The following is a 25,106-nucleotide window of genomic DNA, read 5'->3' on the forward strand; positions in this document are numbered from 1 at the left end:
TAATGGAGGAACTGATTCAAATAAATGATTTTAAGTTTTGGATAGAAAAAGATATTATCTATTGCGAAATACAAAGCGGTTTTGATAATACTAAAAGTGATAAATATATAGCAAATATTTTCACGAAAGCCATTTCAGCTTTAGCTAAAGGTAAATGCTTGTCATTTTTAATTGACATGAGTGAACTTAGTTATAAGCATTCAATACGCGTGTTTAAAATTTTATCTAATAATCCTCAAGCAAAGTCAATAATACTTTCTAGAGCATTTTTAGTTGACACTTATATCTTAAAGGGCATTTTATCAATAATTAGCTTTATTTATAATCCTATTCTTCCTGATACAATTTATATAAATAGTAACAAAGCTATTAAGTATTGTAATAAAAGTAGTATTGTTTTTAATGCTGTAAACTAAAAGTATGGAAGCTAAGAAAAATAGTATTCAATTAGGATCTGCAAGGTTTTGGACCGATGTAAGGAACATTATTTATTGCGAGTTTGAAGATAGTATGACTTATTGCCACTTAGATATTGAAAGTGTAAAACTATATATTAATACGATTGTAAAACTATGTAATGGTAAAGCGATGCCTTTTTTAATTGACTTGAGAAACATTCGTTTTACTTTTTCAAATGAAGCAGTTAGTTTTCTAGCACAATCCTCGTTACTTAAGACGCTTATAATTTCGGAAGTATTTATTCTTAACTCAATAGGAACCAAGTTATTAATTTCTGCTTACAAAAGAATATTCGACCCAATTATTCCATACAGTATTTTTAGTGATATAACCTTAGCACAACAATATTGTATAGAAGCAAAAAATAAATTTTATGGAAGCAATTAAATATTATTTGTCAGCCAATATAAATGAGAGTGTTGTGGATTTATTGAAAGGCAACACCATATTTACAATTACAGATACCTTGGGAAGAATAGAATACGCAAGTGATAACTATTGTGAACTTATTGAATCTAATGCAAATGAAGTTATTGGAGAAACTCAAAAACTATTAAAATCTCATTTATACTCTGATGAAGTATATAAAAGTCTTTGGCGTACCATAAAAATGGGCTATAAATGGAATGGTGTTTTATCTGAAACATTAAAAAGCGGACGAACATTATGTTTAGATACAACTATAGTTCCTGTAAAGAATGAACTAGATAAGAGCATAAGGTATATAGCTATATATCATGATGTGACTAAACTTCATTTAGAAAATAATCAATTACTAAATACGGTTAAGGCCGATAAAGGTTTTTTAAACAGTATGCCATTCCATATGTTTTTAATAAACAAACATGGAAAAATATTAAATGTAAATAAGAGCCATCATGGTATAGAAGTTTCAGAATTAATAGGAACATATATTTATATTCAAATGAGCTCAAACTCTATTGAAACATATAGAAAGAATATCGAGCAAGTGTTTTTTGAAAAAACTCCGCGTCAGTTTGAAATTAATGAGGTTAATTCAAAAGGAAAGATGAGTTTTTATTCAGTAATAATATCACCTGTTTTTAACGACCTTGGAATAATATCTTCTGCAACAGTAATGATTCAAGAGATTTTTAAAAATGATACGATTAAAATCGATAGCCAAGACGCTAAAGTAGAATCTCAACTAATCCGACAAAAGATAAATTATGAAATACAATTATAAACTAAAAATATACTTTAAAACATATTAAAAATTAACCCCCAAACCTATTTATTAACTATTAAAACCATAACTTATGAAAATTAAATTTTACTTATGTAACATTTTAGCTTTTTCTTGTTTTTTTTGTTGCTACGCTCAAATTATTAATGAGGGTATCCTACAAATTGAACCCTCTACAAATGTTTATTTCGAAAATGAATACACTAATGCCAATAGTGGTATTCATAGTAGTGATGGCAACCTTTATTTAAACGATGATTTTATAAATAACGGTACAACATCGGCAATATCTGGCTCAACTCATTTTAAGAGTGCTACAAATCCTTTAGTCAATATTTCAGGCTTATCTAATACTATTAATTTCTATGATTTAGAGATTAATATTACAGCAGCTAGTACTAAAGGTGTGCTTGTTTCTAATAATTTTGAGTTAAACGTAGCGAATGCTATACACTTTGAAAGTGGAGACCTTCGCTTAAGAGGACAAGCTCAACTTATTCAGAAACATACTGGTTTAGATTTAAATACTAAAACTTCTGGCCGACTGTTAATTGACCAGCAAGGTTATGCATCGGCATATAAATACGATTATTGGTCAGCACCTGTAAACACTAATGGTACATTTACTTTATCAGGGAACATGTATGATGGGACAGACTCGAGTGTTAATAGATTTGATCCACAAGCCATTCAATTTATTTCTGGAGCACCACATAATGGTTTACCATCTGTAGTCGATGGAGGCTTTAATGTCACCACAGCTTTAAGTATCAACACCTATTGGTTGTATAGTTATATACAAGGTACAGGCGCTTATTCAGATTGGATTAGTTTAGATGAAAATAGTGAATTAGACCCAACGGAAGGATTTACCATGAAAGGAACCAATACACTTTCATCTGAACAAAATTATGTGTTTTATGGTTCACCAAATAATGGAGATTATTTTTCAACTATAAACTTAGGTGAAGAATCATTACTAGGTAACCCTTACCCTTCAGCATTAGATGCTAGTGAATTTATAACAGATAACCTACTGATACTTGATGCCTTATATTTTTGGGAAGATGGAGGCTCTACGTCACATGCTTTGACAGATTATTTAGGAGGTTATTCTATACGTAATTTAACAGGAGGGACACCACCGTCTATCACATCACCATTAATTAGTGGAGTAGGAACTTCAGGAAGTGTTACAGACCCTAGTCAATATGTCCCTGTAGGGAAAGGCTTTTTTGTAGAAGCTTATGGAAGTGGAACTATTGTTTTTAAGAATTCACAAAGATATTTTAAAACTGAAGCATCTAGAGGTGAGAATACCAATAGTACTTTAAATGATTCTGAAAGGGTAAGTGAAAATCAATATGTAAGAATTGGTTATGAAGATACAGAAGGATTTCATAGACAGCTTCTTTTAGGTTTTTTACCTAATTCTAATGCAGATATAGATTACAACCAAGGTTATGATGCGATACTTAACGAGCATAGAGATAATGATTTGTTTTTTGTCATTGAAGATGATACAGATAAAAAGTATGCCATTCAAGGCTTAAAGACTTTTTCTGAAACTCTAGAATTACCATTAGGCGTCTTAATTTCTGAAGCTGGAACTCATCAGATAATGTTAGATGAAGTAGAAAATTTTGAACATACAGTGTACTTAAAAGATAACTTTTTAGATGTCACTCATAACTTAACCGAGTCTAGCTTCGACATTAATTTAGCATTAGGCGAACATTTAGATAGATATTCAATTGTTTTTTTACCAGGTGAATCTTTATCAGTTAATGATAGTTCGATGCCTGCAATAGATGTTTTTTATGATGGCAATGATCATGTTATAGTCAATAACATCAACAATGTTGAGATAAAAAATATAAGAATATTTAATGTCCTAGGGCAAGAAATTTTAACATTAAATAAAAACCTAAATACAGACAATAGATTACAAATACCATTTAACAATAGTGTTGGTATCTATATAGTAAACATTGAAACCAATAATAGCCAATTAACCCAAAAAATAACAAACTACTAATCATTAAAAACTTAAAATTACTTATTATGAAAAATTTAAAACAAAAATTAACGATCCTAGCTTTAGCCGTTTTTACATGCTTAAATTATAATGCCTTCGCTCAAGTTGGTATAGGAATATTAGATCCAGATGACTCAGCTATGTTAGACATAACTTCAACAGACAAAGGGCTTTTAGTGCCACGAATGACGACAGCTCAAAAAGCAGCCATCTCAAGTCCTGCCGATGGTCTAATGGTGTTTGATACTGACCAAAATGCATTTTCTTTTTTTGATGGTTCAAATTGGAGAAACCTTAGGTCTGATACTCCAGAGTTTTTACATGCAAATATGAATGCAGATGAAGCTGTAGTAGCAGGAAATAATATCGATAATCTAACCATTACTGCTTCTTCTGGTGCTGTAGGTACTGCTGCTTTTTCTGCTGGAACAGGAGTTGTGACTTTAAGTGCAGGTGTAACTTATAAACTAACGGCTGCTTTAAATGCGACCAATACATCTATTTTTTCTTATTTAGTTTACCAATGGTATGACGATACAAATTCAGTGGAATTTGGAAATAAAGCTTTTATTTCACCTACTAATCTTAGTGTTGCAGGTTCTAGTCAACCAATTGCTGTGGCATATATCACACCATCTGTGACTACTGAAGTATATCTAAAAATTATATCTCTTACAGGAACTAGTGTAGATATAGATGCAGACTATGGTTATATTACTGTAGAAGGTTTATAATTTAAATAATCCCTAACGATAAAAAAAGAAAACACGTTTATAAAAAATGTGTTTTAAATAAATGCCCAAAAAAACCCTTAAAGTACTAATTATGAAAAAATTAAAAGAACAATTAGCAATATTAACTTTAGTAGTTTTTACTTGCTTTAATTATAATGCCTTAGCACAAGTTGGTATCGGTCTATTAGATCCAGATGACTCAGCAATGTTAGACATCAGCTCAACAGACAAAGGGCTTTTAGTTCCACGAATGACTTCAGCGCAAAGAACATCTATATCAAGTCCTGCAGAAGGCTTGTTGGTTTTTGATACCGATGAAAATGCATTTTACTTTTATTATGATGCAAGTTGGACAAAACTCATTAGTGAAAATAGTGTAAGTGATTCTACAGGATGGGCAGATTATGCAGATGGAACTTATACTTCTGCAAGCCCTTTGTCACTTACAAGTAGTAATAAGATTACTTTACCTAATGATGCAAGTGTAACAAGAGACAGCCAAAAACCAACAGATATTACTGAATTTTATGATTCAACTAATTCTAAAATTACAGGTAGAGATGGTGATGGTTTAAATATTGTGATAGAATTCAAGGCTAAACCAACAACTGCTTCTATAACAAAATTAACTGTGGCGATAGATATTGGAGGAGCTGTAGGAGAAATATATACTAGAGACTTTATTTTGTCTAAAGGGAATGGAGTTGAACATTATTATTTGAGTTCTTTTACAGCTTATACTTTAGATACTTGGGAAGCCAATGGAGGAACAGTTAAAATTGTTTCAGATGCAGCAGCAGATATTTACGATATACGTTATGTGCTAACAAGAACTCATAAAGCAAAATAAGTATTTAGCACTTATAAAAATATTAGACATAATATAACTCCCTAACAAGCTTGCTAGTTGTTTAAAAAAATTAATAGCTCAATTACAAATAGCAAATAGAAAGGCCTCAATTTGAGGCTTTTTTTATTATGTAACTATAATAAAGGACGTGGAGTAATTATTTAAATAGAATTGGTTCAATGATATTATTAAATTATTGAAAAGTAAATTTTAACAAAAAAATCGATAAAACGCTTGTTTTTTTCGATTAATTGCATAAATTTGTCACATAGACCCCTTAAATCTTAAACATGAAAATTAAATTTATTTTATTTAGCCTTACTTTTTTATTAATTGCTGGCGTTGGTCAAGCACAAAGTAAAAAGAATCAGCCAAAGAGTATTATTAATACCGATGTATCCATTTCAAAATACCATGATCTTAAAGAATTGGAGGATATGCAAAAAGGTAAATTATTGTCTTTATATAATGAACGTATAGAGATAATAATCAAAATATTACCTTCTATTGCATTTGGTATTAAACCAGGTGTTACAATGTCTAACTTTGGGATCCCAAATACAAAAGACAATAGAGAAGCACTAGAGGAACATCATGAAGCAACAACATCGTATTTTGAAAATACCATTTCCTTTCAAAGTCGAATCTTGCCTTATTCTGATAAGGCGAATTTAATTGCTGCTATTTTGTTTTATGAACAAACACTAAAATCCCTACATTTATATGGCTTAGAAAATAAATTTTAATTAATTATTGCCAGTACACTTAAATTTGTAAGATATATCTGTCGAAATTTAATTTTTATTTTTAGCTAAATATTTATAAAATATACTAGGCTAGTTAGCTTAAACCTGTATCATACTTGAGTTCTTTGATTAGAAATCTTGTCGTACAGGTTTTTTTATACACTAAAGATAAAATATCAAAAGTGCATTTCATCGATATTATTTGTATTTCGTGGAATTTATTTATATGTTTGAAAACAGAAAAATAACCTACAGTATTAATAATTAATTTATTGTTATGAAACATCTGCCTCAAATCTTATGCCTGTTTTTTTTAATGCTTGGTAATGCTTATGCACAACAAGAAAAAGGTATAATTGGTACTAATAATTGGTTAAGTTCTTGGACAGAATTTAGACCTGATCTTGTTGAATATGGTGAAGCCACCGAAATTTTAACTGGTACGATTTCAACTGACACAAAATTATTGAAGAAACATACCTATATGTTATTAGGCGATGTCTTTGTTACTAATAATGCCGTTCTAACTATTGAACCTGGAACTGTAATCATTGGCGATTTTAAAACAAAAGGCTCTTTAACGATAACAAAAGGCGCAACCATAATTGCTGATGGACTAGAAACCGATCCCATAGTTTTTACTTCAAATAGAAGCGTAAAAAAAGCTGGAGATTGGGGAGGATTAATTATTCTAGGAGATGCACCTATTAATACTTATGGTGGTGGTTCTCCATCTGGCTATAATTTTGCAGTTAATCCTTCAGTAAATATAAATTATGGTGGTGATAACATCGAAAGTAATTCTGGCATTTTAAGATATGTGCGTATAGAATATGCAGGTAAACGTAAACGTGATGGTGGGAACTTCTACGCTTTATTATTAGCAGGTATTGGTACCGAGACGACTATCGATAATGTTATGGTAAGTTATTCTGCAGGTAATTCGGTTGATGTTTTTGGAGGACAAGTCTATCTTGAAAAGATGGTGTCGTATAAATCTAACCGTTTAGATTATAACTTTAGTTCTGGAGCTCAATGCGATATTTATAATTCCTTAGCCATTAGATCTTCATATATTTCTAATTCAGAGGGTTCAAGATGTATGAATATTAAATCTAATGAATATGAAGAGGATATCGATTTTTCTAAAAAAGAAACTTCAGTAACTGCAATAAATTTAACATTAATAAATGTTAGTGATGATTTAGACTATGAAATTAAATTAGGCTTAGTTAAAGAGGCCATATATGTTGGTAAAAATACATCACTTAATATGAAAGAAAGCGTAATCTCTGGTTTTAGTCCAGCAGTATTACTAGAAAATAAAATTAAAATCAATAACGAAAGTTTAAGTAAGATTAAATTCCAAAAAATGTATTTCAATAATTGTAATGGAAATATTTTTACAGAATATAATAATAATAATGAAGACTTAGAAAACTGGTATGGTAACAGTAGTTTCTTTAATGTATACTCTAAAGGTCTGGATTCAGAGACTTTTATTGATATTAGAGATGATAAAAGACCAGATTTTAGATTGCGAATAAATAAGATTATTGCATCTAACGAAGATTAGCCCTCACTAATTCAATTTTCAACCCTTTTAATTAATCCAAAATATAGTAGAGCTTGTTAAATACAAGAGCAGGACGTTTATAGAACTTCGTGTTTTAGTATTTATTTTTAATAAGTAAGTGTATGATGAAAACTACTTTTGTATGTAAATTACTTTTAGGATTATGTATTAGTGCTCTTTTTTGTTCTCAAAAAATTAATGCACAAATAGTTATTGGTACTCCAAATTTAGGATTCAGTCAAGCCTGCGCGAATGCGGATTTTAATTCATATAATGTTTCTTTTGTTTTTTCTCCCGAATCTGCTTTAAATGCATCTAATCAATTTAGTATAGAATTGTCTGATGCAAGTGGAAGCTTTACTGACTCAACAATCATTTATACATCTAGTGCAGGAGAAATTACAACGTCTCCAGCAACCATAAGCTTTTCATTTCCAACAACGATTGCTGGTGAAGGGTATAAGCTTAAAATAAAAAGTACTGCTCCAGCAGCATCTAGTTCAAGTTCTGCCTCATTTGCAGCTTACTATAAAATACAAGATTCACCATTCACTATTAATAATTTAATTGATAATGCCGCTTATTGTGAAGGTGGTAGCTATTTATTAACTATAGATAATCCTGGTGCAGGGACAAATGATTCACCTCTTAATTATCCTTCTTTAACGTTTAATTGGTATAAAGAAACTGGTCCAACAACGTCTGTCTTTGTTGCAGAAGGTTCGAGCTTATCAGTGAATACACCAGGTACTTATTTTGTAGAAACTAATTACGGAACCTGTACTTCAAATTCATATTCTAACCGAGTAGAAATTATTGAAGCAACTTCTGGTATAGATACAACGATTTCATCTAGTTTAGGCAATCCTTTTTGTCCTAGTAGCGAACCAACAACATTAAGTACTACAGATGGTATTAGTTATCAATGGTACAAAGATGGTATTCTTTTACCTGGAGCAACCAATCAAACTTATCAAACTGAAGATTCTGGACTTTTTGAAGTAAACATAGATTTAGGTGGTTGCATGGCTACAGGTGCTATCGATTTAATAAGCGAAAAATTTACAAGTAGTATTAATGTTTTTGATGAAAATGAAATAGAATCTGATGAAACATTAAATGTTATCATAACAACTTCAGCTATAAACCCAGAATACCAATGGTTTATTAATGATGTAATTATTTCTGATGCTTTAGGAAGTAGTTATGAAGTTGACCAAACGGGAAATTATAAAGTCATTATTACTGAAACTACAGGTTGTACGGCTTCAAAAGAGTTTCTTTTTATGGTAACTCAAGCTGCTAATCCTTTTCCTGATGTTTCAGATATTCCAAATTTAATTAGTCCAAATGGAGATGGAACAAACGATACATGGATCATTCCTAATCAATATGTAAGTGGTACAAATACCGAAGTATTGATTATGGATAATTATGGAAAAATAGTATTAAAAACAGATGACTATCAAAATAATTGGCCAGAAAGTGAATTAAGTTTTAACACTGTCAACCTTGTGTACTATTATATCATCACCACACAAGATAATGACACTAAAAAAGGTTCAATAACCATTGTGAAATAGAATGAAAAAATACTTACTTATTATAGCTTTATTTTTAGGCGCTATTCAGTTCTTCCATGCTCAGGAAGATGGAGTAGCTTCTTTGGCTATACCTGTAAGAAATTCATTGAAGTTTAATAAATATGTTATCAACCCAACATTTAGTTTTGTTAGAGAGCAAAATAAATACATTAGTATTAATAATAAAAGAGAGTGGGTTCAATTTAATGATGCGCCTCAAACATACTTACTAAGTTACTCTGGAAGATTTAGAGAAAATATTGGAGTAGGTGTTGGACTGTTTCAACGGAATTATGGTGTGCTCACATCATTTGGAGGAATAGTAAATTTTGCTTACAATGCAATGCTTCAACCTGATAGTAATTTAACTTTTGGAATAAATGTCGCCTTTTATCAAAGTGGAATTAACGACGGCAAAGTCGTCACAAATGTTCCAGACCCTTCATTAGAAAACATACCAAAAAACTCAATATTAAGCATCAGTCCAGGAATTAACTATGGAACTGTTTTTTTTGATTTTGGAGTATCCGTAAATAATGTAGTGCAATATAATTTTAAAACATCTCAACTTCTTGAAGAAGATCCTGAGCAAAATATTCAAGCACATATCATGTATACAGGTTATATGAGTAGTCGTGGCTTTTTTGATGAAAGTAAGTTTTCAGGTTTAGTGAAATCAGAATTTAAAAAAGATAATACTATTATTTCTGGCTTAGCAATGCTTACAGTTCCTAAAGGAATTTGGGCTCAATTAGGTTATAATACACAATATGGAGTGTCTGGTGGTGTTGGACTTAATATTACCTCACAAATTGCTATTGAGTATAATTATGAAAGAGCTATGGGAGACCTTTCAGATTTTGGATCCTCTCACGATATCACGTTAGCTTATAAATTTAAAAATACAGAAAACTATTATTATAGTGGTGATGATGAGGAAGAAGCTCTCGTCATTCCAAAAAACAAAAAGAGAAAAGCGATTGTCTCTAAACCTAAAATAGATGCAGAGACTAGAGCAAAATTAGCTCAAGAAAAAGCTGAGGCAAGAGCTTTAGCACAACAACAACAACAACAACAACAACAAGCTGAAGAGGAAGCACGACTAGCAGCAGAAGCTTTAGCGCAGCAACAAGCCGAAGAAGAAGCACGATTAGCAGCAGAAGCTTTAGCACAGCAACAAGCCGAAGAAGAAGCACGATTAGCAGCAGAAGCTTTAGCACAGCAACAAGCCGAAGAGGAAGCACGACTAGCAGCAGAAGCTTTAGCGCAGCAACAAGCTGAAGAGGAAGCACGACTAGCAGCAGAAGCTTTAGCACAACAACAAGCCAAAGAGGAAGCACGATTAGCAGCGGAAGCTTTAGCACAGCAACAAGCCGAAGAGGAAGCACGACTAGCAGCGGAAGCTTTAGCACAACAACAAGCTGAAGAGGAAGCACGACTAGCAGCAGAAGCTTTAGCGCAGCAACAAGCCGAAGAAGAAGCACGACTAGCAGCAGAAGCTTTAGCACAGCAACAAGCCGAAGAGGAAGCACGACTAGCAGCAGAAGCTTTAGCGCAGCAACAAGCTGAAGAGGAAGCACGACTAGCAGCAGAAGCTTTAGCACAGCAACAAGCTGAAGAGGAAGCACGACTAGCAGCAGAAGCTTTAGCACAGCAACAAGCCGAAGAGGAAGCGCGATTAGCAGCAGAAGCTTTAGCACAACAACAAGCCGAAGAGGAAGCACGATTAGCAGCAGAAGCTTTAGCACAACAACAAGCCGAAGAGGAAGCACGATTGGCAGCAGAAGCTTTAGCACAGCAACAAGCTGAAGAGGAAGCGCGATTAGCAGCGGAAGCTTTAGCACAACAACAAGCCGAAGAAGAAGCACGATTAGAGATCACTCAAAAAGATGATATAGCTAAGTCTATGTTTGAGATTACTGAATCTGCTAAACAATCAAAACTAGAACAGGAAGAATTGTTATCTAGATTAAATGAAGCGGTATCAAATAAAGATCAAGATCTTAAAGATTTAAAAGAAGAGAATGATTTAAGTGAGCAAGGTATTTACCAAGAACCAAAACCATTTAAAAGTATATCTGCTGAAAATAGAGCTTTAGAAGCCTTACAATTAGAAGTTGATCAAGCGATTAACGCACGCAGTGAGAAGATCAAAGAGTTAGAGAGTTTATATAACCAAAGAGTTAAAAATGTTTCTAATATAAATGAGGAAACGAACCAGTATTATTTAAATGCGATACAAAATTTAAAAGAAGAGCAAAAAGAATCTGAAAGATCTAAAGCACGAATGGTTTCAAATTTAGAAACAATTAGATTGGCTACAGAATTTGAACGTAAGAGAAGAATTAAACGTGCGGCTTATGATAATGAAGAGGATCGTTATTTAAAAGATAAAGCTGCATTAAATCGTATTAAAGAAAATACGCCTTTAAGTACCGAGCCATTAGAGGCTGAAGATTTTGATTTTGGAGAAGAACAGAGTAGTAATGTGAAAATAATTAAAGATGTTCAAAATGTTGAAAACGGTTATTATATCATTATTGCCGTGCATAATAATGTTGAAAAGAGAGATGAATTCTTAAGGAAAGTAGTCTCAACTGGACAGAAGAATATAGACTTTTTCTATGATGCTAATTCTAGTAAATATTTTATTTACTACGAAAAGTTTGAATATGTTGATGGAGCAATGAGCGCATTAGATGCTAAGGGAAGTAAACCTTATAATGGAAAAATGTCTGTAGTTAAAATTGAGAATTAATGAAATAGCAGTATGAATATCATTTAATCTATAACCCCAAATGGTTTAAATGTATTAATAAAATTATCATGAAAAAACCTACTTTTTTTAAGATTGGCATAGTAGTTATACTACTTGTATCGAGCTTGCAAACTATTGCTCAAAACTACGTGCCGTTTACGCCAAGATTTAACCAAGATTTAAAAGGGGATATTCGCCTAATTGGTAATAATATATTAGGACCAGATAATAATCCTTTTAATAATGATAATGTCTATAATCATAATGTAGACATGGTTTATATCGATATTGATGGAGACCCTTCAACGTTCAATTCAACGAGTGCTGATTTAGAAATTCCAAATCCTGGGTGTTATAATATTATTCATGCTGGTTTATATTGGGGAGCAGTAACTAATGGTTCCGAGCCTATTACTGAAGTAAAGTTTAAAGGTCCTACTGGAGGCTATAATGATGTGGTTGGTACTGTTATATATGAAGCTGCTGGTGTTGTAACAGGGAGTAGTTACCCATATTCGTGTTATGCTGATGTGACTTCAATTGTTAATGGCTTAGCTAATGATTTAGGAACTTATACTGTTGGTAATGTATCTACTGCACAAGGAGAAACAGGTAGTTTCGATCCTTATAATGGTACTGGTTATTCTTCGGGTTGGTCACTCTTTATTGTTTTTGAAGATCCAACATTACCTGGAAAATCAATTACAAGTTTTGATGGTTTTAGCGCTATTAGCTTAGCCGATAACCCTAATTTAGATATTCCAGTTTCTGGATTTAGAACTGTTCCTGTTCCTTTACCTGTAAGAGCCAATTTCGCTTTTGCGGCTTTAGAAGGGGATAAACCAATTGTAGGTGATCAGCTTTTAATTAATGGCGTAAATATGTCAACTGCAGATCGTTTAGCAAATAACTTTTTTGATAGTTCTGTAACACAGCTTAGTGCTTTACCTGTTAATAATAGAAATCCCAATAGTACAAATACTCTAGGTTTTGATACTGGAGTTATGGTGGTTCCTAATCCTGGAAACTCCGTAATAAATAATGATGCGAATAACGCAACCATTAGTTTAAGTACTCAAGGTGATACTTATTTCGTGTATTTTACAGCTTTAGCTGTAGATATTATTGAACCCAATATAGTACTCACAAAAATTGTTCTAGATGAATTTGGGACAGACATTGGTGGCCAAGTAGTAGATCTCGGACAAGCCCTTACTTATGTGATTGGTTTTCAGAATACAGGTAATGATGATACGGGAAATTTAATCATTAGAGATGTGCTTCCTATCAATATTATTTTCGATTATCCATCTGGTTTAGAGTTGCCTCCTGGTGTTACGGTTGTTAGTTACGATCCTACCACTAGAGAAATTGTTTTTAGTGTAGATAATTCATATGTTGAAGAAGGTGATCCCGTTTCTGAAATTCGTATTAATGTAACGGTTGTTGAATCTTGTAATGAAATAGACGATGCATGTTCTAATATTATTAATAATCAAGCTTTTGCTACATATACAGGAATCACTAATCCGAATTATGAGATTACAGACGATCCTAGTGTAAATAGTAATACAGGATGTTTATTAACGCCACAAGCGACTAACTTTTTAGCCGACTTAAACGATTGTACTTTTGATCAAAATGAAGTGCTTTGTGGTGAAAGTGTAGATTTAACTGCTGCTGATGGTTATGATACGTATTCGTGGTCAACGAGCCCTACAGGGACACCAGTAATTGGTACAACGCAAACAATTACTGTTACAGCTGTTGGGACTTATTATGTACATAACACTGCAGTTGCTCCTTGTCAATCGATAGATCAAGTTTTTACAGTAACGGCTTACGGATCGTCTATTACAAATCCTGTCATTCCATTTGCTGATGAAGTAGTTACTTGTCCTAATGATGGTAAATTACTACCAAATATATTTTTATGTGGTGCGAATGATTTTGTCCTAATAGAGACCAATATTACTGATGCGTCTTCTATTATATGGGAACAACTTGATGAATCGAGTTGTCCGCCTGTTACAGATACAGATTGTGCAAATGAAAACGCTTCTTGTACTTGGAACGAAGTTGGTACAGGTCCCGATTTCTTAGCGAATACTTCTGGACAATTTAGGTTGACATTAAACTATGAAGGTGGATGTTTTCACCAGTTTTATTTTAATGTTTACCAAAATATATTAAACCCTACAGTTACGAGTCAAGATATTATTTGTGACACTCCTGGACAAATTACTGTTGGAGGTGTGCCTACAGGTTATGAATATAGTATAGATGGTGTAAATTATCAATCAAGCAATATCTTTCCTATTACTGTTGCAGGCCTTTATACTGTTTATATTAGACAAATTGATGTAACCACCAATCCTTGTATTTTTACTGTTCCAGATATTCAAATTAGAGAAAGAGACTTTACTGTGTCAACTAATGTTGCTCAACCTCTTTGTAATGGAGATAAAGGCAGTATAAGTTTAGCCGCTAATGATGTTCGTCCACAGTATTTCTTCGCCATATATAGTGGAGCCACATTAGTGAATAGTGTTGGACCAATTATTGAAAACAACTATACATTCGATAACCTCAATCCTGGGACATATACTGTTACTGTTGAAACTGAAGATGGTTGCTTTTATACTGAAGACATCATAATTATTGAACCTCCTTTATTAACAGCGACTTCAGCATTAACAATTCCTTTAACGTGTACAGATGGGGAAATAACCGTTTATGCTGATGGAGGAACACCTCCTTATTTCTATTTTGTAAATAGTACGACTGTTTTTCAAACGGTTCCTGAAGTTGTAGTAACAGCTCCAGGTGTATTTGATATCACTGTTGTTGATTCAAATAACTGTAGCGCTACAACTATTATTACTGTTGAAGCAGTACCTGACCCTGAATTTACTATTACAGCAACAGATATTCTTTGTCCTAGTTCTGATAATTCTGGGACTATAACAGTAAATGTGACAGATCCTCATGGAAGTACTTTATTATATAGTATAGATGGTGGAACTACATTTTTTAGTTCTCCAGTATTTACGAACCTTACTCAAGGCAGTTATGAAGTTGTAGTACAATATACTTTAGGTGCGAGTGTTTGTGTAACAGATCCTCAAACGATAGTGGTTAATGCAACTGATCCTATTATTGGAACAGCTAATTTAGATACACCATATACCTGTACAACCAATGGTGTAATTACTGTTACTGCTGTCTCTGGTGGTACGCCTCCTTATATGTATAGTATTGATGGAATAACATTTCAATCTAGTAATACGTTCTCGGGCTTGTCCAATGGGACTTATACAATTACTATTCAAGATGATAATGATTGTACTTTCATAACAAATGAAGTCATTATTGAGCCATTAAATCCTCCAACAGATTTAGAATTTGATAATACTCCCTTAAGTTGTCCTTTAAATGTTTCAACCGTAACAATAACTGGAACAACAGGTGGCTTTGGCACATTACAATACCAGATAATCGCACCAGCATCTGCTGTTACACCTTACCAAACCTCTAATGTTTTTAACAATTTAGAGCCAAACACATATACTTTTCAGGTTATGGATGCTAATGAATGTACCTATTCTGAATCTTATACTATAGCACCTTTACCTGAATTAACAGTAAGCTTGATTTTAACTGAAGATTTAGATTGTACAGCAACACCTGATGCTTTAATTACAGGAACTATTGCTGGAGGTACTGCACCTTTTACGTATGCAGTATCAATAAATGGAAGTGGCTATAGCCCTTTAGGTGCTACAGGTTCTCCTTTTACTTATTCAGCTCCAACCGATGGAACCTACCAATTTCAAATAACTGATGCTAACGGTTGTATTGCTGAATCTGGAATACAAACAATCAATGTCATCTCTTATCCTGAAATTATATCTGTAGTCCAAACTCAACCAATTCTATGTAATGGTGATGAAAATGCAGCTATTGATATTACAATAAATAATACTGTTGGTACACCTCCTTTTGTTATTAATGTTAATAATGATACTACAGGAACAAACTACGGAACTCAAACGTCTGGATTACCAGCTGGTAATTATACGATTACCTTAACGGATGGGAATTCTTGTACTGACACAGAACCCATAACTATTGTTGAGCCAGATCCTATTGATGTGACTTATCATACGGTAGATATTACTTGTACTGGTAGTGGTATTTCTCAAGGCTCAATTATTATTGATGGTGTTACAGGAGGAACGGCTCCATATAATTATTTTGTAACTGGAACGAATGGGTATTCTGAAACCGAACTTAATACCACAGGAGGAACGTCTGTCTCTTTTGATGTGGTTGACTTTGGATTATATGAAATCAACGTTGTTGATGCTAATGGATGTTCTGTATTAATACAAGATGTTCTAGTAGCATCGCCTCCAACAGATTTAGACATTGTTATTACTGCTTCAGTAGATTGTCTATCAGGTGGAGAAGCTGTAGTTAGCGTAGGGTCTTCTTTAAGTAGTGTTGGTCCTTTCTATTTTGATATTTATCAAGGATTTATTCCAGCTCCACCACCAGGAGGAACTTGGATTTCTGAAGATGCTCCAGGAAGTCAATCAGCGACTTTTGGAGGGTTAACACCAGGAGTGACATATACATTTATTGTTTATGATATGTCAACTAATTGTAGCTATTATGAAATGGCTTCGAGCCCAATTCCAACAAATTCAACATTATCAGCTAGTGCATTATCAACCAATAATATTACTTGTACAGGTAGTGCTGACGGAAATGTATCATTTGTAATTAATAGCGTTTATGTTGTGCCTACTAATGTTGACTATGAAATATTTGAATCATTATCACTCGCTTCAACAGGTATTAGTGGTTCTGGAGTAGTACCTGCAACAGGTTCTTTACCTATAACTGACTTAGGACCTTTACCTTTTGGAAATTATTATGTTTTAATTACAGAGACTTCTGGACCAAATTCTGGGTGTAGTGTACTTACTGTACCTTTTAACATTACTGAATCAGCAATTGAGCTAAGTGTTACTGCAACTGTTGATCAAAATGCTAATTGTAACCCTAATTCTGGAGTTATTAGTGCTGTAGCTATGAATGGAACCCCTCCATATATGTACCAAATAACAACATCTGCAACGGCTCCTTTAGAAACAGATCCATCATGGGCAACGACAAATACATTCAATGTAGATGCTAATAGTTATTACGTGCATGCAATGGATGCTTATGGTTGTATTAGGTCTACACCTGTACTTGTATTACCTAGCGATCCATCACCAGTTGTTTCTGCATCATTAATTGATCAATGTTCTACAGCTGAAGGTGAGTTTGAAATACAAGTCACTTTAACAACATCAGGAATATCACCTCATAGTTATAGTATTAATGGAGGTGCTTTTCAAACACAAACAGCTCCGTTTACGATTTCAAATCTAGTTTCAGGAACGCATACTATAGAAGTCCAAGATGCTAATGGCTGTGGTAATTTAGTGTCTGTAGATATTGCTGCACCTATCAATTTAATACCAGAAGTTACTGCATTACCAACATGTAATGATGATGATGGTGAAATTACAATAACTGGTTCTGGTGGAACTGGAACATATACGTATAGTATTAGTCCAAATCCTACTTCAATAACTTTAACAGGGAATGTGTTTTCTGGAGTGCCTTCAGGAATGTATACAGTAACGATAACCGATACGAATTTATGTACTGCTGAGGTAAATGTGTCATTATCTGCTGCAATAGCACCTTCTTTTACTACACTTCCAACAGAAGTGACTTGTTTTGGTGATAGTACAGGAGCATTTGAATTAAATGTAAGCGGTTACTCTGGACCTTACTCTTATGAAGTATTTGATAGTTCAAGCACTTCAGTATTAGGAGTTGTAACAGCTAATACTTCAACAAATCCAGAAATAGTAACAGGAATGCCTGCAGGAAGTTTTACTGTAGTAATTACAGAAACTGCTAGCCCATTTTGTTCAGCAACATCAAATGTGATTATTGGATCACCTACATCAGCGTTGGTTGTTGATGCTATAGAAACCTCAAATGTAACTTGTGATGATGATTCAGGAACCATAACTGCTACTGCTAGTGGTGGATGGGGAACATACCAATATGAATTAACAGGTGCTGCAACTGTAGCTTATTCTTCAAGCGGAACCTTTGTAGGCTTATCTGCAGGAACATATACCGTAAATGTAATGGATGCTGGAGGGTGTATTGCTTCAGATTCAGTAACTCTTGTTATTCCTCCACCAATAAATGCAATAATAACTCCAAGTACTACATTGTTGTCATGTTTTGGAGATGCCGATGCGACGATTACAGTCTCTAGTATTACTGGAGGAAGTGGAAGTGATTTTTCATATACGTTGAATATGGTTTCGCCAACGGTAAGTACTTCAGGACCGCAAAGTTCTCCAATTTTTGGAGGGTTAGGAGCAGGAACTTATAATGTAGTAGTTACAGATATATTAAACTGTAGTTTTACTTCAGCAGATATAGTGATTTCTGAACCTACTCAAATTGTGGCTAGTTTAGTAAAAGAAACCTCGCAAACCTGTTTAACTGATGCTACGCTTACATTAAGTGCATCAGGAGGAACGGGAACATATATTTATAGTGAAAATAGTTCTTTAACTCCAGTTTTAGGCTCTTTCTCAACTTCAATAACTTTTCCAGTTTCTGAAGGCACTTATAATTATTATGTGAGTGATGCAAATGGTTGTGTGGCTAATGTCTCTAATGAAATTGCAATTGACCCACTTCCTGAATTAACATTAAACTTATCGTTAATTAATGCGACCATTAATTGTGCTGGAGATAATACAGCTGTAATTATTGCGACTGCTGTTGGCGGATTAGGTGATTATGTATATACCTTACAAGATGCTTCAGGAACTCCTATTCCTGCTACACAATTAAGTCCAGGTGTTTTCACAGAACTTACTGCAGGAACATATCAAGTAGAAGTCGTTAGTGATGATTGTTTAACAACATCTGCTTTAATTGATATTGTTGAACCATCAGCACCATTAGTTGCACCTTTTACTGTTACAGATATAACCTGTAACGGAGCAAACGATGGTATTTTAGAAATAAATGCTTCTGGAGGAACTGGGATTATTAAATATGCTATCTCTCCACAAATGGATCAATTTTTTGAGACGAATATTTTTGAAAATTTAGAGCCAGGAACGTATGATGTCATAGTTCAAGATGAACTTGGTTGTTATTTAACCTTTGACTTCACTATAAGTGAACCAACTCCTGTGTTAATTAGTATTGTACCATCTTCAATTTTACCAGAAGTATGTGATGGTGATAATGATGGTGAATTTAGTATTGATGTAACTGGAGGAACCCCTCCTTATGAAGTGAGTATAGATAATTATGATGGCCCTTATATAACTGGAGCTCATGGTCAAACGCAATTTGACTTTACAGAGTTAGGTGGAGGAGATCATACAGTATATGTACGAGATAGTTTTGGTTGTGAATCTGAATGGAATATAACTTTCCCAGAATCTGTAGCGATTAATCCTATGGTTGAAATAGAGTATGCTTGTGTTAATAATTCTCCTACCAATAATGTTACAGTTATTGTAGATGATGGTATTACAGATCTTTCCGATTTAGATTATTCTTTAGATGGTGGACCATATCAATCGAGTAATGTTTTTATTGATGTGGTACCTGGAACAGATCATTATATAGATGTGAGACATACTAATGGTTGTATCCAAACTACAGAGCTTTTTGATATTACAACCTTTGAACCTTTGGAACTAGCAATACATGATGGTGAGTTAAATGAAATTATAGCTGTCGTTACTGGTGGATCTGGCGAATATCAATTTACTCTTAATGGTGAAGATTATGGCGATACGAATACGTTTATGCTTGATGAAACTGGAGAGTACGCTGTAGTCGTTACAGATAGTAATGGGTGTATGGCAATAGCAACTAGATATTTTGAATACATAGATATTTGTATTCCAGATTATTTCACACCTAATGGTGATGGTGTCGTTGACGGCTGGGCTCCAGAATGTTCTACTCAATATCAATATTTAGAGTTCTCAATTTTTGATCGTTATGGTCGTAAAATTGCCACATTGAGACAAGGTGAAAAATGGGACGGAACTTATAATGATGTCGAATTACCTACAGGAGATTATTGGTATGTGGTTAACCTTAACGACCCATCAGATGATCGAGATTTTGTAGGTCATTTTACCCTTTACAGATAATTTAATGTGTTGTTGTTATCTAATTTAAAATTATTTAAAATGAAAAAAATCACTATATATATACTTTTTTTAGCTGTAACATTTAGTTATGGCCAAGAGTTGAATTTACCTGTTTTCACTCAGTATTTAGCAGATAATAGTTTTGTAATATCACCAACATATGCAGGTATAGGAGATAATCTTAAAATTAGAGCTAATGGATTAACACAATGGGTTGGTATAAAAGGTGCTCCCGATAATCAATCTTTATATGCCGACATTAGAATTGCAAATCGTTCTGGCGTAGGAATATCCTTATATAATGATAAAAACGGAAATACAATTCAAAAAGGGGTGAAAGTGTCATTTGCTCATCACCTGACTTTAGATTATTATTCTAAACAATATTTGTCTTTAGGTTTATCTTATAATTTGAATAGTTTTAAAATCGATATTAATAATTTTCGACCAACTTATAACATGCCTATTATAGACCCAAGAATTACAGATGATAGGTCGATTTCAAATAATAATTTTGATGTAGGAGCATTATACAGAAACAAAGGATTTTATTTGAGTTTTAATGCTAATAATATTTTAGGAAAAGAGATAGATGATTTCAGTGGAATAGAACCTGACTTACTTTTAAATTATCAAGTGTATACTGGAATTGTTCTTCAAAACCCTAAAAACAAAAAAGTTGAGATTGAGCCTTCAGTATTTTTTCAATACTTTGAAAGTGATAACCGTTCGAGTACAGATATCAACATAAAATACAGAAAATTTAATAGAAATGAAGATTATTTCTGGGGAGGGATATCTTACCGTTTTCTTAATGATCAATTTTTTAAACCTTTAAATATTGGTCCGATGGCTGGGATTAAAAAATCTAATATCTATTTTGCTTATGCCTACCAAATTACAATCAATGATTTATCAGGATATAATTCTGGAACGCATATGATTACCATTGGTTTTGACTTTTTACAAGGTTTAAGTGATTGCGAATGTACTAAAAGTACACGCCATGAAACAGGAATTAATTAAACCCAGTTTTTTACGATTTCAAAATGAATGTCATTAAAATCAGAAATTACTTTGTTGGCTAAGGTATAATCTTGATTTTTTGAATTTAGACTATCATAACCTATACAATATATTCCCGCATCATAGGCTGCTCTTATGCCATTGGTAGAGTCTTCTATGACAAGACATTCATTATTATTAAAGCCCGAAGCTTTGGCTGCATTAATAAAAATCTCTGGATGAGGTTTTGAAGCCTTTAAATCTGCACCACTTAATTTAGCAACAAAATATTGATCCAAATCAAATCGCGTAAACACATTGTTAATGGTTGTCATTGACGCCGATGAAGCTAACACCAGAGTCACTCCATTACGATAATAATCTTTAATCAAGTCTAAAACTCCATCGACCAAACTTAGGCTTGAATCATTAAAAAATAAATCTTTAAAATGAAAGCGTTTTCTCTCAACAAGGTTATTTGGATGAGTTTTCAAGTTGAAATGATCGCATAAAATTTTACAAATGTTTAGTGTTGATTGTCCAGTAAATGATTGATACATAGATGCGCTAACCTCAATGTTAAAATCAGTAAACATATTGTAATAAGCTTTATGGTGTAAAGGTTCAGTATCTACAATAACACCATCCATATCAAATAAAACAGCTTTAAGCATTTTTTCTCAATTTGTTTGCTAATATAGTAAAGCTGCACAATATTTTTTATTTAAGGCATGTTACCTTAAAGTTATTATCATAACTTTATCTAGGATAAAAAATAGTAAAAATGATAGATGAATTAAAACAGCATTATGGTTATTTATTTGAAGATGAATTACTTCAAGAAATAAATAATATTGGTACGTATAAAGATATACCTGAAGGTTTTAAACTGATTAATATAGGCGATTATATTAAGTCAATGCCTTTATTAGTAAGTGGTGCCATTAAAATTCTTCGCGAAGATGAAAACGGGGATGAGCTTATTCTATATTTTATTGAGCAAGGCGATACATGTGCCATGACATTATCTTGTTGTTTAGGGAGTTCTAAAAGTGAAATTATAGCCATAGCTGAAACCGACACTAAACTAATCATGATTCCTGTAAAAAAAATGGAAGAATGGTTAGGGAAATATAAAAGCTGGCAAAGGTTTATTCTACAAAGCTATCACGATCGCATGTCCGAACTTCTAGAGGCAATAGATACAATTGCCTTTTTAAAATTGGATGAGCGTTTGTTTAAATACCTTAAAGATAAGGCAATGGTGAATCACAATGAAACCATTCATGTAACTCATCAAGAAATAGCACAAGATTTGCACACCTCCAGAGTTGTGATTTCAAGATTGTTAAAAACTTTAGAAATAGATGGTAAGATTGAACTCCATAGAAATAATATAAAAGTCTTAGATTTATAAAATGTAACTTTTGTTACTAATTTAAGTTCAAATTCTCTTTAGGTTTGTTTGAATTATTATAAATAAACATGGAAATTCAACAACTTTTGGGTTATTTAGGAGCACTTCTAATAGGTTTAGTTTTAGGCCTAATAGGTGGAGGTGGTTCTATTTTAACAGTGCCAATTTTAGTGTATTTATTGTATATTAATCCAGTAACGGCTACAGCGTATTCTCTATTCGTGGTTGGTGTTTCTGCTTTAGTTGGCGCCATTAAAAACATTCAAAAAGGTTTAGTTGATTTTAGAACAGCTATAGTTTTTGCCATACCAGCTTTTATAGCAGTATATATTACTCGAAAATTTATTGTGCCTGCAATTCCTGAAGAATTGTTTTCTGTTGGAAGTTTTATCATTACAAAAGATATTGCAATTATGCTGTTTTTTGCTTTAGTGATGTTGCTAGCCTCAATTTCTATGATTCGTAGCAACCGTAAAGATTCTGGCGAAGAAACTGAAGTTAAATATAACTATCCACTAATTATTATTGAAGGTTTTGTTGTTGGAATACTTACAGGAATTGTTGGAGCTGGTGGTGGGTTTTTAATCATTCCCGCTTTAGTTTTATTAGCTAAGCTACCAATGAAAAAAGCTGTAGCAACATCATTATTAATAATTGCAATCAAATCATTAATAGGATTTATAGGAGATGTCGAGAATTTAGATATTGATTGGTTATTTTTGCTAAGTTTTACAGGCCTATCCATTATAGGAATATTTATCGGAATGTACCTATCCAATTTTATTGAAGGGAAAAAACTAAAAAAAGGATTCGGTTGGTTTGTGCTTGTAATGGGAGTGTATATTATATATAAAGAACTTACTAAATAAAATATATAGTGTGTAACTTTAGTTACTGCACAGTATTCAAAACATAAGTATTTTTGAGTACAAATAATTAAAACAAATAAAATGAAAGTAGAACAAATTTATACAGGATGTTTAGCCCATGCAGCGTATTATATCGAAAGTAACGGTGAAGCTGCAATTATAGACCCATTAAGAGAAGTACAACCTTATATAGAAAGAGCAAACTCAGATAATGCTAAAATTAAGTACATTTTTGAAACACATTTTCATGCCGATTTTGTGTCTGGTCATTTAGATTTAAAAGCAAAAACAGGAGCTCAAATTGTTTTCGGCCCTACTGCAAAACCATCGTATGACGCCATTATTGCTGAAGACAATCAGATATTTGAAGTTGGCGATTATAAAATCAAAGTCATTCATACACCTGGTCATACCATGGAAAGCACAACTTATTTGCTTATAGATGAAGAAGGAAAGGAACATGGCATTGTTACTGGTGATACTTTGTTTATTGGTGATGTTGGTCGTCCTGATTTAGCTCAAAAAATTGCTACAGATTTAACTCAAGAAAAGTTGGCAGGTTATTTATATGATTCGCTTCGTAATAAAATTATGCCTCTAAGCGACGACTTAATTGTCTATCCAAATCATGGTGCTGGTTCTGCTTGTGGAAAGAATATGAGTAAAGAAACCACAGATACTTTAGGTCATCAAAAGCAAGTGAATTATGCATTGCGTGCAGATATGACTAAAGAAGAGTTTATTGCTGAATTATTAGATGGTTTAAAAGAACCTCCAGGATATTTTCCACAAAATGTAATGATGAACATTCAGGGTTATGAAAGTTTTGATAAAGTCATGACTAAATCTAAAAACCCTTTATCTCCTAATGCTTTTGAAGCTGCTGCAAACGAAACGGAAGCTATTGTTTTAGATGTTCGTCATCAATCAGAATTTATAAAAGGCCATATTCCTCGTTCTATTTTTATTGGAATTGATGGTGGATTTGCACCTTGGGTTGGCGCTTTAATCGTAGATGTTAATCAGCCTATTTTACTAGTCACTCCAGAAGGAAGAGAAGATGAAGTGATTACACGTCTGTCTCGTGTTGGTTTTGATAACGTGATTGGTTACTTAGATGGAAGCTTTAATACTTGGAAATCTGCTGGAATGGAGTACGATACTTTAACATCTATTTCAGCCGATGAGTTTGCTAATCGTTATTCAGATATTAAAGATGTTGTTTTTGATGTTCGTAAAGATGGTGAGTTTCTTGCAGAACACGTAGATCGAGCGAAACATACAGCTTTAGATACTTTAAATAATCATTTAAGTGAGTTTCCCGAGGATCAACCATTTTATGTGCATTGTGCTGGTGGCTATCGTTCAGTAATTGCAGCATCCATATTAAAGAGTCGAGGGATTCATAACTTAATTGATGTCGCTGGTGGCTATGGAGCAATAAAAAAGACAAATATTCCAAGAACTGATTATGTCTGTCCTTCAACTTTAAAATAGACAATATGATTAAAAACACAATTTGAATCAATCGATTGTGTTTTTTCATGTAACATAGGTTACATGAATTTGTTGTTTAAGTGTTTATTTTTGC

16 protein-coding genes are annotated in these 25,106 nt (G+C 33.1%); 15 read left to right on the top strand and 1 reads right to left on the bottom strand.

What is annotated here, in order from left to right:
- Positions 1 to 2: 2 nt before the first annotated feature.
- The 12 genes from ACFS5M_RS13360 (at position 3) to ACFS5M_RS13415 (ending at position 21,250) form a co-directional block, all read left to right on the top strand.
- Positions 3 to 416 (top strand): hypothetical protein, encoded by a 414-nt coding sequence (locus tag ACFS5M_RS13360; RefSeq protein WP_183489215.1) that lies wholly within the window; start codon positions 3 to 5, stop codon positions 414 to 416.
- 4 nt (positions 417 to 420) lie between these two features.
- Positions 421 to 846: a DUF7793 family protein gene (locus tag ACFS5M_RS13365; protein WP_183489217.1), complete on the top strand. Its 426-nt coding sequence runs from the start codon at positions 421 to 423 to the stop codon at positions 844 to 846.
- On the top strand, positions 833 to 1,666 hold the full coding sequence (locus ACFS5M_RS13370) for a PAS domain-containing protein (RefSeq protein ID WP_183489220.1): 834 nt from the start codon (positions 833 to 835) through the stop codon (positions 1,664 to 1,666). The genes ACFS5M_RS13365 and ACFS5M_RS13370 overlap by 14 nt, the downstream gene beginning before the upstream one ends.
- A 73-nt stretch (positions 1,667 to 1,739) precedes the next feature.
- Positions 1,740 to 3,704 (top strand): T9SS type A sorting domain-containing protein, encoded by a 1,965-nt coding sequence (locus tag ACFS5M_RS13375; protein ID WP_183489223.1) that lies wholly within the window; start codon positions 1,740 to 1,742, stop codon positions 3,702 to 3,704.
- Positions 3,705 to 3,730: 26 nt separating this feature from the next.
- Positions 3,731 to 4,438, top strand: a complete 708-nt coding sequence (locus ACFS5M_RS13380; protein ID WP_183489226.1) for a hypothetical protein — start codon at positions 3,731 to 3,733, stop codon at positions 4,436 to 4,438.
- 91 nt (positions 4,439 to 4,529) lie between these two features.
- Positions 4,530 to 5,288: a hypothetical protein gene (locus tag ACFS5M_RS13385; protein WP_183489228.1), complete on the top strand. Its 759-nt coding sequence runs from the start codon at positions 4,530 to 4,532 to the stop codon at positions 5,286 to 5,288.
- A gap of 290 nt (positions 5,289 to 5,578) precedes the next feature.
- A complete protein-coding gene (locus ACFS5M_RS13390) occupies positions 5,579 to 6,034 on the top strand; it encodes a hypothetical protein (RefSeq protein ID WP_183489231.1) in 456 nt (151 codons plus the stop codon).
- 277 nt (positions 6,035 to 6,311) lie between these two features.
- Positions 6,312 to 7,610: a hypothetical protein gene (locus tag ACFS5M_RS13395; protein ID WP_183489234.1), complete on the top strand. Its 1,299-nt coding sequence runs from the start codon at positions 6,312 to 6,314 to the stop codon at positions 7,608 to 7,610.
- Between the two features lie 122 nt (positions 7,611 to 7,732).
- Positions 7,733 to 9,193, top strand: a complete 1,461-nt coding sequence (locus tag ACFS5M_RS13400; protein ID WP_183489236.1) for a T9SS type B sorting domain-containing protein — start codon at positions 7,733 to 7,735, stop codon at positions 9,191 to 9,193.
- A 1-nt stretch (position 9,194) separates the two neighbouring features.
- Positions 9,195 to 11,951, top strand: a complete 2,757-nt coding sequence (locus tag ACFS5M_RS13405; RefSeq protein WP_183489239.1) for a PorP/SprF family type IX secretion system membrane protein — start codon at positions 9,195 to 9,197, stop codon at positions 11,949 to 11,951.
- A gap of 68 nt (positions 11,952 to 12,019) precedes the next feature.
- Positions 12,020 to 20,224 (top strand): T9SS type B sorting domain-containing protein, encoded by an 8,205-nt coding sequence (locus ACFS5M_RS13410; RefSeq protein WP_183489242.1) that lies wholly within the window; start codon positions 12,020 to 12,022, stop codon positions 20,222 to 20,224.
- Positions 20,225 to 20,263: 39 nt separating this feature from the next.
- The gene (locus tag ACFS5M_RS13415; RefSeq protein ID WP_183489245.1) at positions 20,264 to 21,250 is read left to right on the top strand and encodes a PorP/SprF family type IX secretion system membrane protein; all 987 of its coding nucleotides are present in this window, start codon (positions 20,264 to 20,266) and stop codon (positions 21,248 to 21,250) included.
- Here the strand turns inward: ACFS5M_RS13415 and ACFS5M_RS13420 are convergent.
- Positions 21,247 to 21,903 carry an HAD family hydrolase gene (locus ACFS5M_RS13420; RefSeq protein ID WP_183489248.1) on the bottom strand — a complete coding sequence of 219 codons (657 nt, stop codon included), beginning with the start codon at positions 21,901 to 21,903 and terminating at the stop codon, positions 21,247 to 21,249. The genes ACFS5M_RS13415 and ACFS5M_RS13420 overlap by 4 nt on opposite strands.
- A 110-nt stretch (positions 21,904 to 22,013) precedes the next feature.
- Here ACFS5M_RS13420 and ACFS5M_RS13425 point away from each other — a divergent pair, with 110 nt between their 5' ends.
- From ACFS5M_RS13425 to ACFS5M_RS13435, 3 genes are all read left to right on the top strand, one after another.
- Positions 22,014 to 22,646 (top strand): Crp/Fnr family transcriptional regulator, encoded by a 633-nt coding sequence (locus tag ACFS5M_RS13425; RefSeq protein ID WP_183489251.1) that lies wholly within the window; start codon positions 22,014 to 22,016, stop codon positions 22,644 to 22,646.
- A 68-nt stretch (positions 22,647 to 22,714) separates the two neighbouring features.
- Entirely contained in the window at positions 22,715 to 23,515 is an 801-nt protein-coding gene (locus tag ACFS5M_RS13430) for a sulfite exporter TauE/SafE family protein (RefSeq protein WP_183489253.1), read from the top strand.
- Positions 23,516 to 23,596: 81 nt separating this feature from the next.
- The gene (locus ACFS5M_RS13435) at positions 23,597 to 25,012 is read left to right on the top strand and encodes an MBL fold metallo-hydrolase (protein WP_183489256.1); all 1,416 of its coding nucleotides are present in this window, start codon (positions 23,597 to 23,599) and stop codon (positions 25,010 to 25,012) included.
- Positions 25,013 to 25,106 lie beyond the last annotated feature (94 nt).

The organism is Lacinutrix iliipiscaria, from assembly GCF_042686125.1.
GTDB classification, from domain to species: domain Bacteria; phylum Bacteroidota; class Bacteroidia; order Flavobacteriales; family Flavobacteriaceae; genus Oceanihabitans; species Oceanihabitans iliipiscarium.

Coding starts and splice junctions, on each gene's coding strand:
- ACFS5M_RS13360 (WP_183489215.1), top strand. CDS start 3: ATGGAGGAACTGATTCAAATAAATGATTTTAAGTTTTGGATAGAAAAA.
- ACFS5M_RS13365 (WP_183489217.1), top strand. CDS start 421: ATGGAAGCTAAGAAAAATAGTATTCAATTAGGATCTGCAAGGTTTTGG.
- ACFS5M_RS13370 (WP_183489220.1), top strand. CDS start 833: ATGGAAGCAATTAAATATTATTTGTCAGCCAATATAAATGAGAGTGTT.
- ACFS5M_RS13375 (WP_183489223.1), top strand. CDS start 1,740: ATGAAAATTAAATTTTACTTATGTAACATTTTAGCTTTTTCTTGTTTT.
- ACFS5M_RS13380 (WP_183489226.1), top strand. CDS start 3,731: ATGAAAAATTTAAAACAAAAATTAACGATCCTAGCTTTAGCCGTTTTT.
- ACFS5M_RS13385 (WP_183489228.1), top strand. CDS start 4,530: ATGAAAAAATTAAAAGAACAATTAGCAATATTAACTTTAGTAGTTTTT.
- ACFS5M_RS13390 (WP_183489231.1), top strand. CDS start 5,579: ATGAAAATTAAATTTATTTTATTTAGCCTTACTTTTTTATTAATTGCT.
- ACFS5M_RS13395 (WP_183489234.1), top strand. CDS start 6,312: ATGAAACATCTGCCTCAAATCTTATGCCTGTTTTTTTTAATGCTTGGT.
- ACFS5M_RS13400 (WP_183489236.1), top strand. CDS start 7,733: ATGATGAAAACTACTTTTGTATGTAAATTACTTTTAGGATTATGTATT.
- ACFS5M_RS13405 (WP_183489239.1), top strand. CDS start 9,195: ATGAAAAAATACTTACTTATTATAGCTTTATTTTTAGGCGCTATTCAG.
- ACFS5M_RS13410 (WP_183489242.1), top strand. CDS start 12,020: ATGAAAAAACCTACTTTTTTTAAGATTGGCATAGTAGTTATACTACTT.
- ACFS5M_RS13415 (WP_183489245.1), top strand. CDS start 20,264: ATGAAAAAAATCACTATATATATACTTTTTTTAGCTGTAACATTTAGT.
- ACFS5M_RS13420 (WP_183489248.1), bottom strand. CDS start 21,903: ATGCTTAAAGCTGTTTTATTTGATATGGATGGTGTTATTGTAGATACT.
- ACFS5M_RS13425 (WP_183489251.1), top strand. CDS start 22,014: ATGATAGATGAATTAAAACAGCATTATGGTTATTTATTTGAAGATGAA.
- ACFS5M_RS13430 (WP_183489253.1), top strand. CDS start 22,715: ATGGAAATTCAACAACTTTTGGGTTATTTAGGAGCACTTCTAATAGGT.
- ACFS5M_RS13435 (WP_183489256.1), top strand. CDS start 23,597: ATGAAAGTAGAACAAATTTATACAGGATGTTTAGCCCATGCAGCGTAT.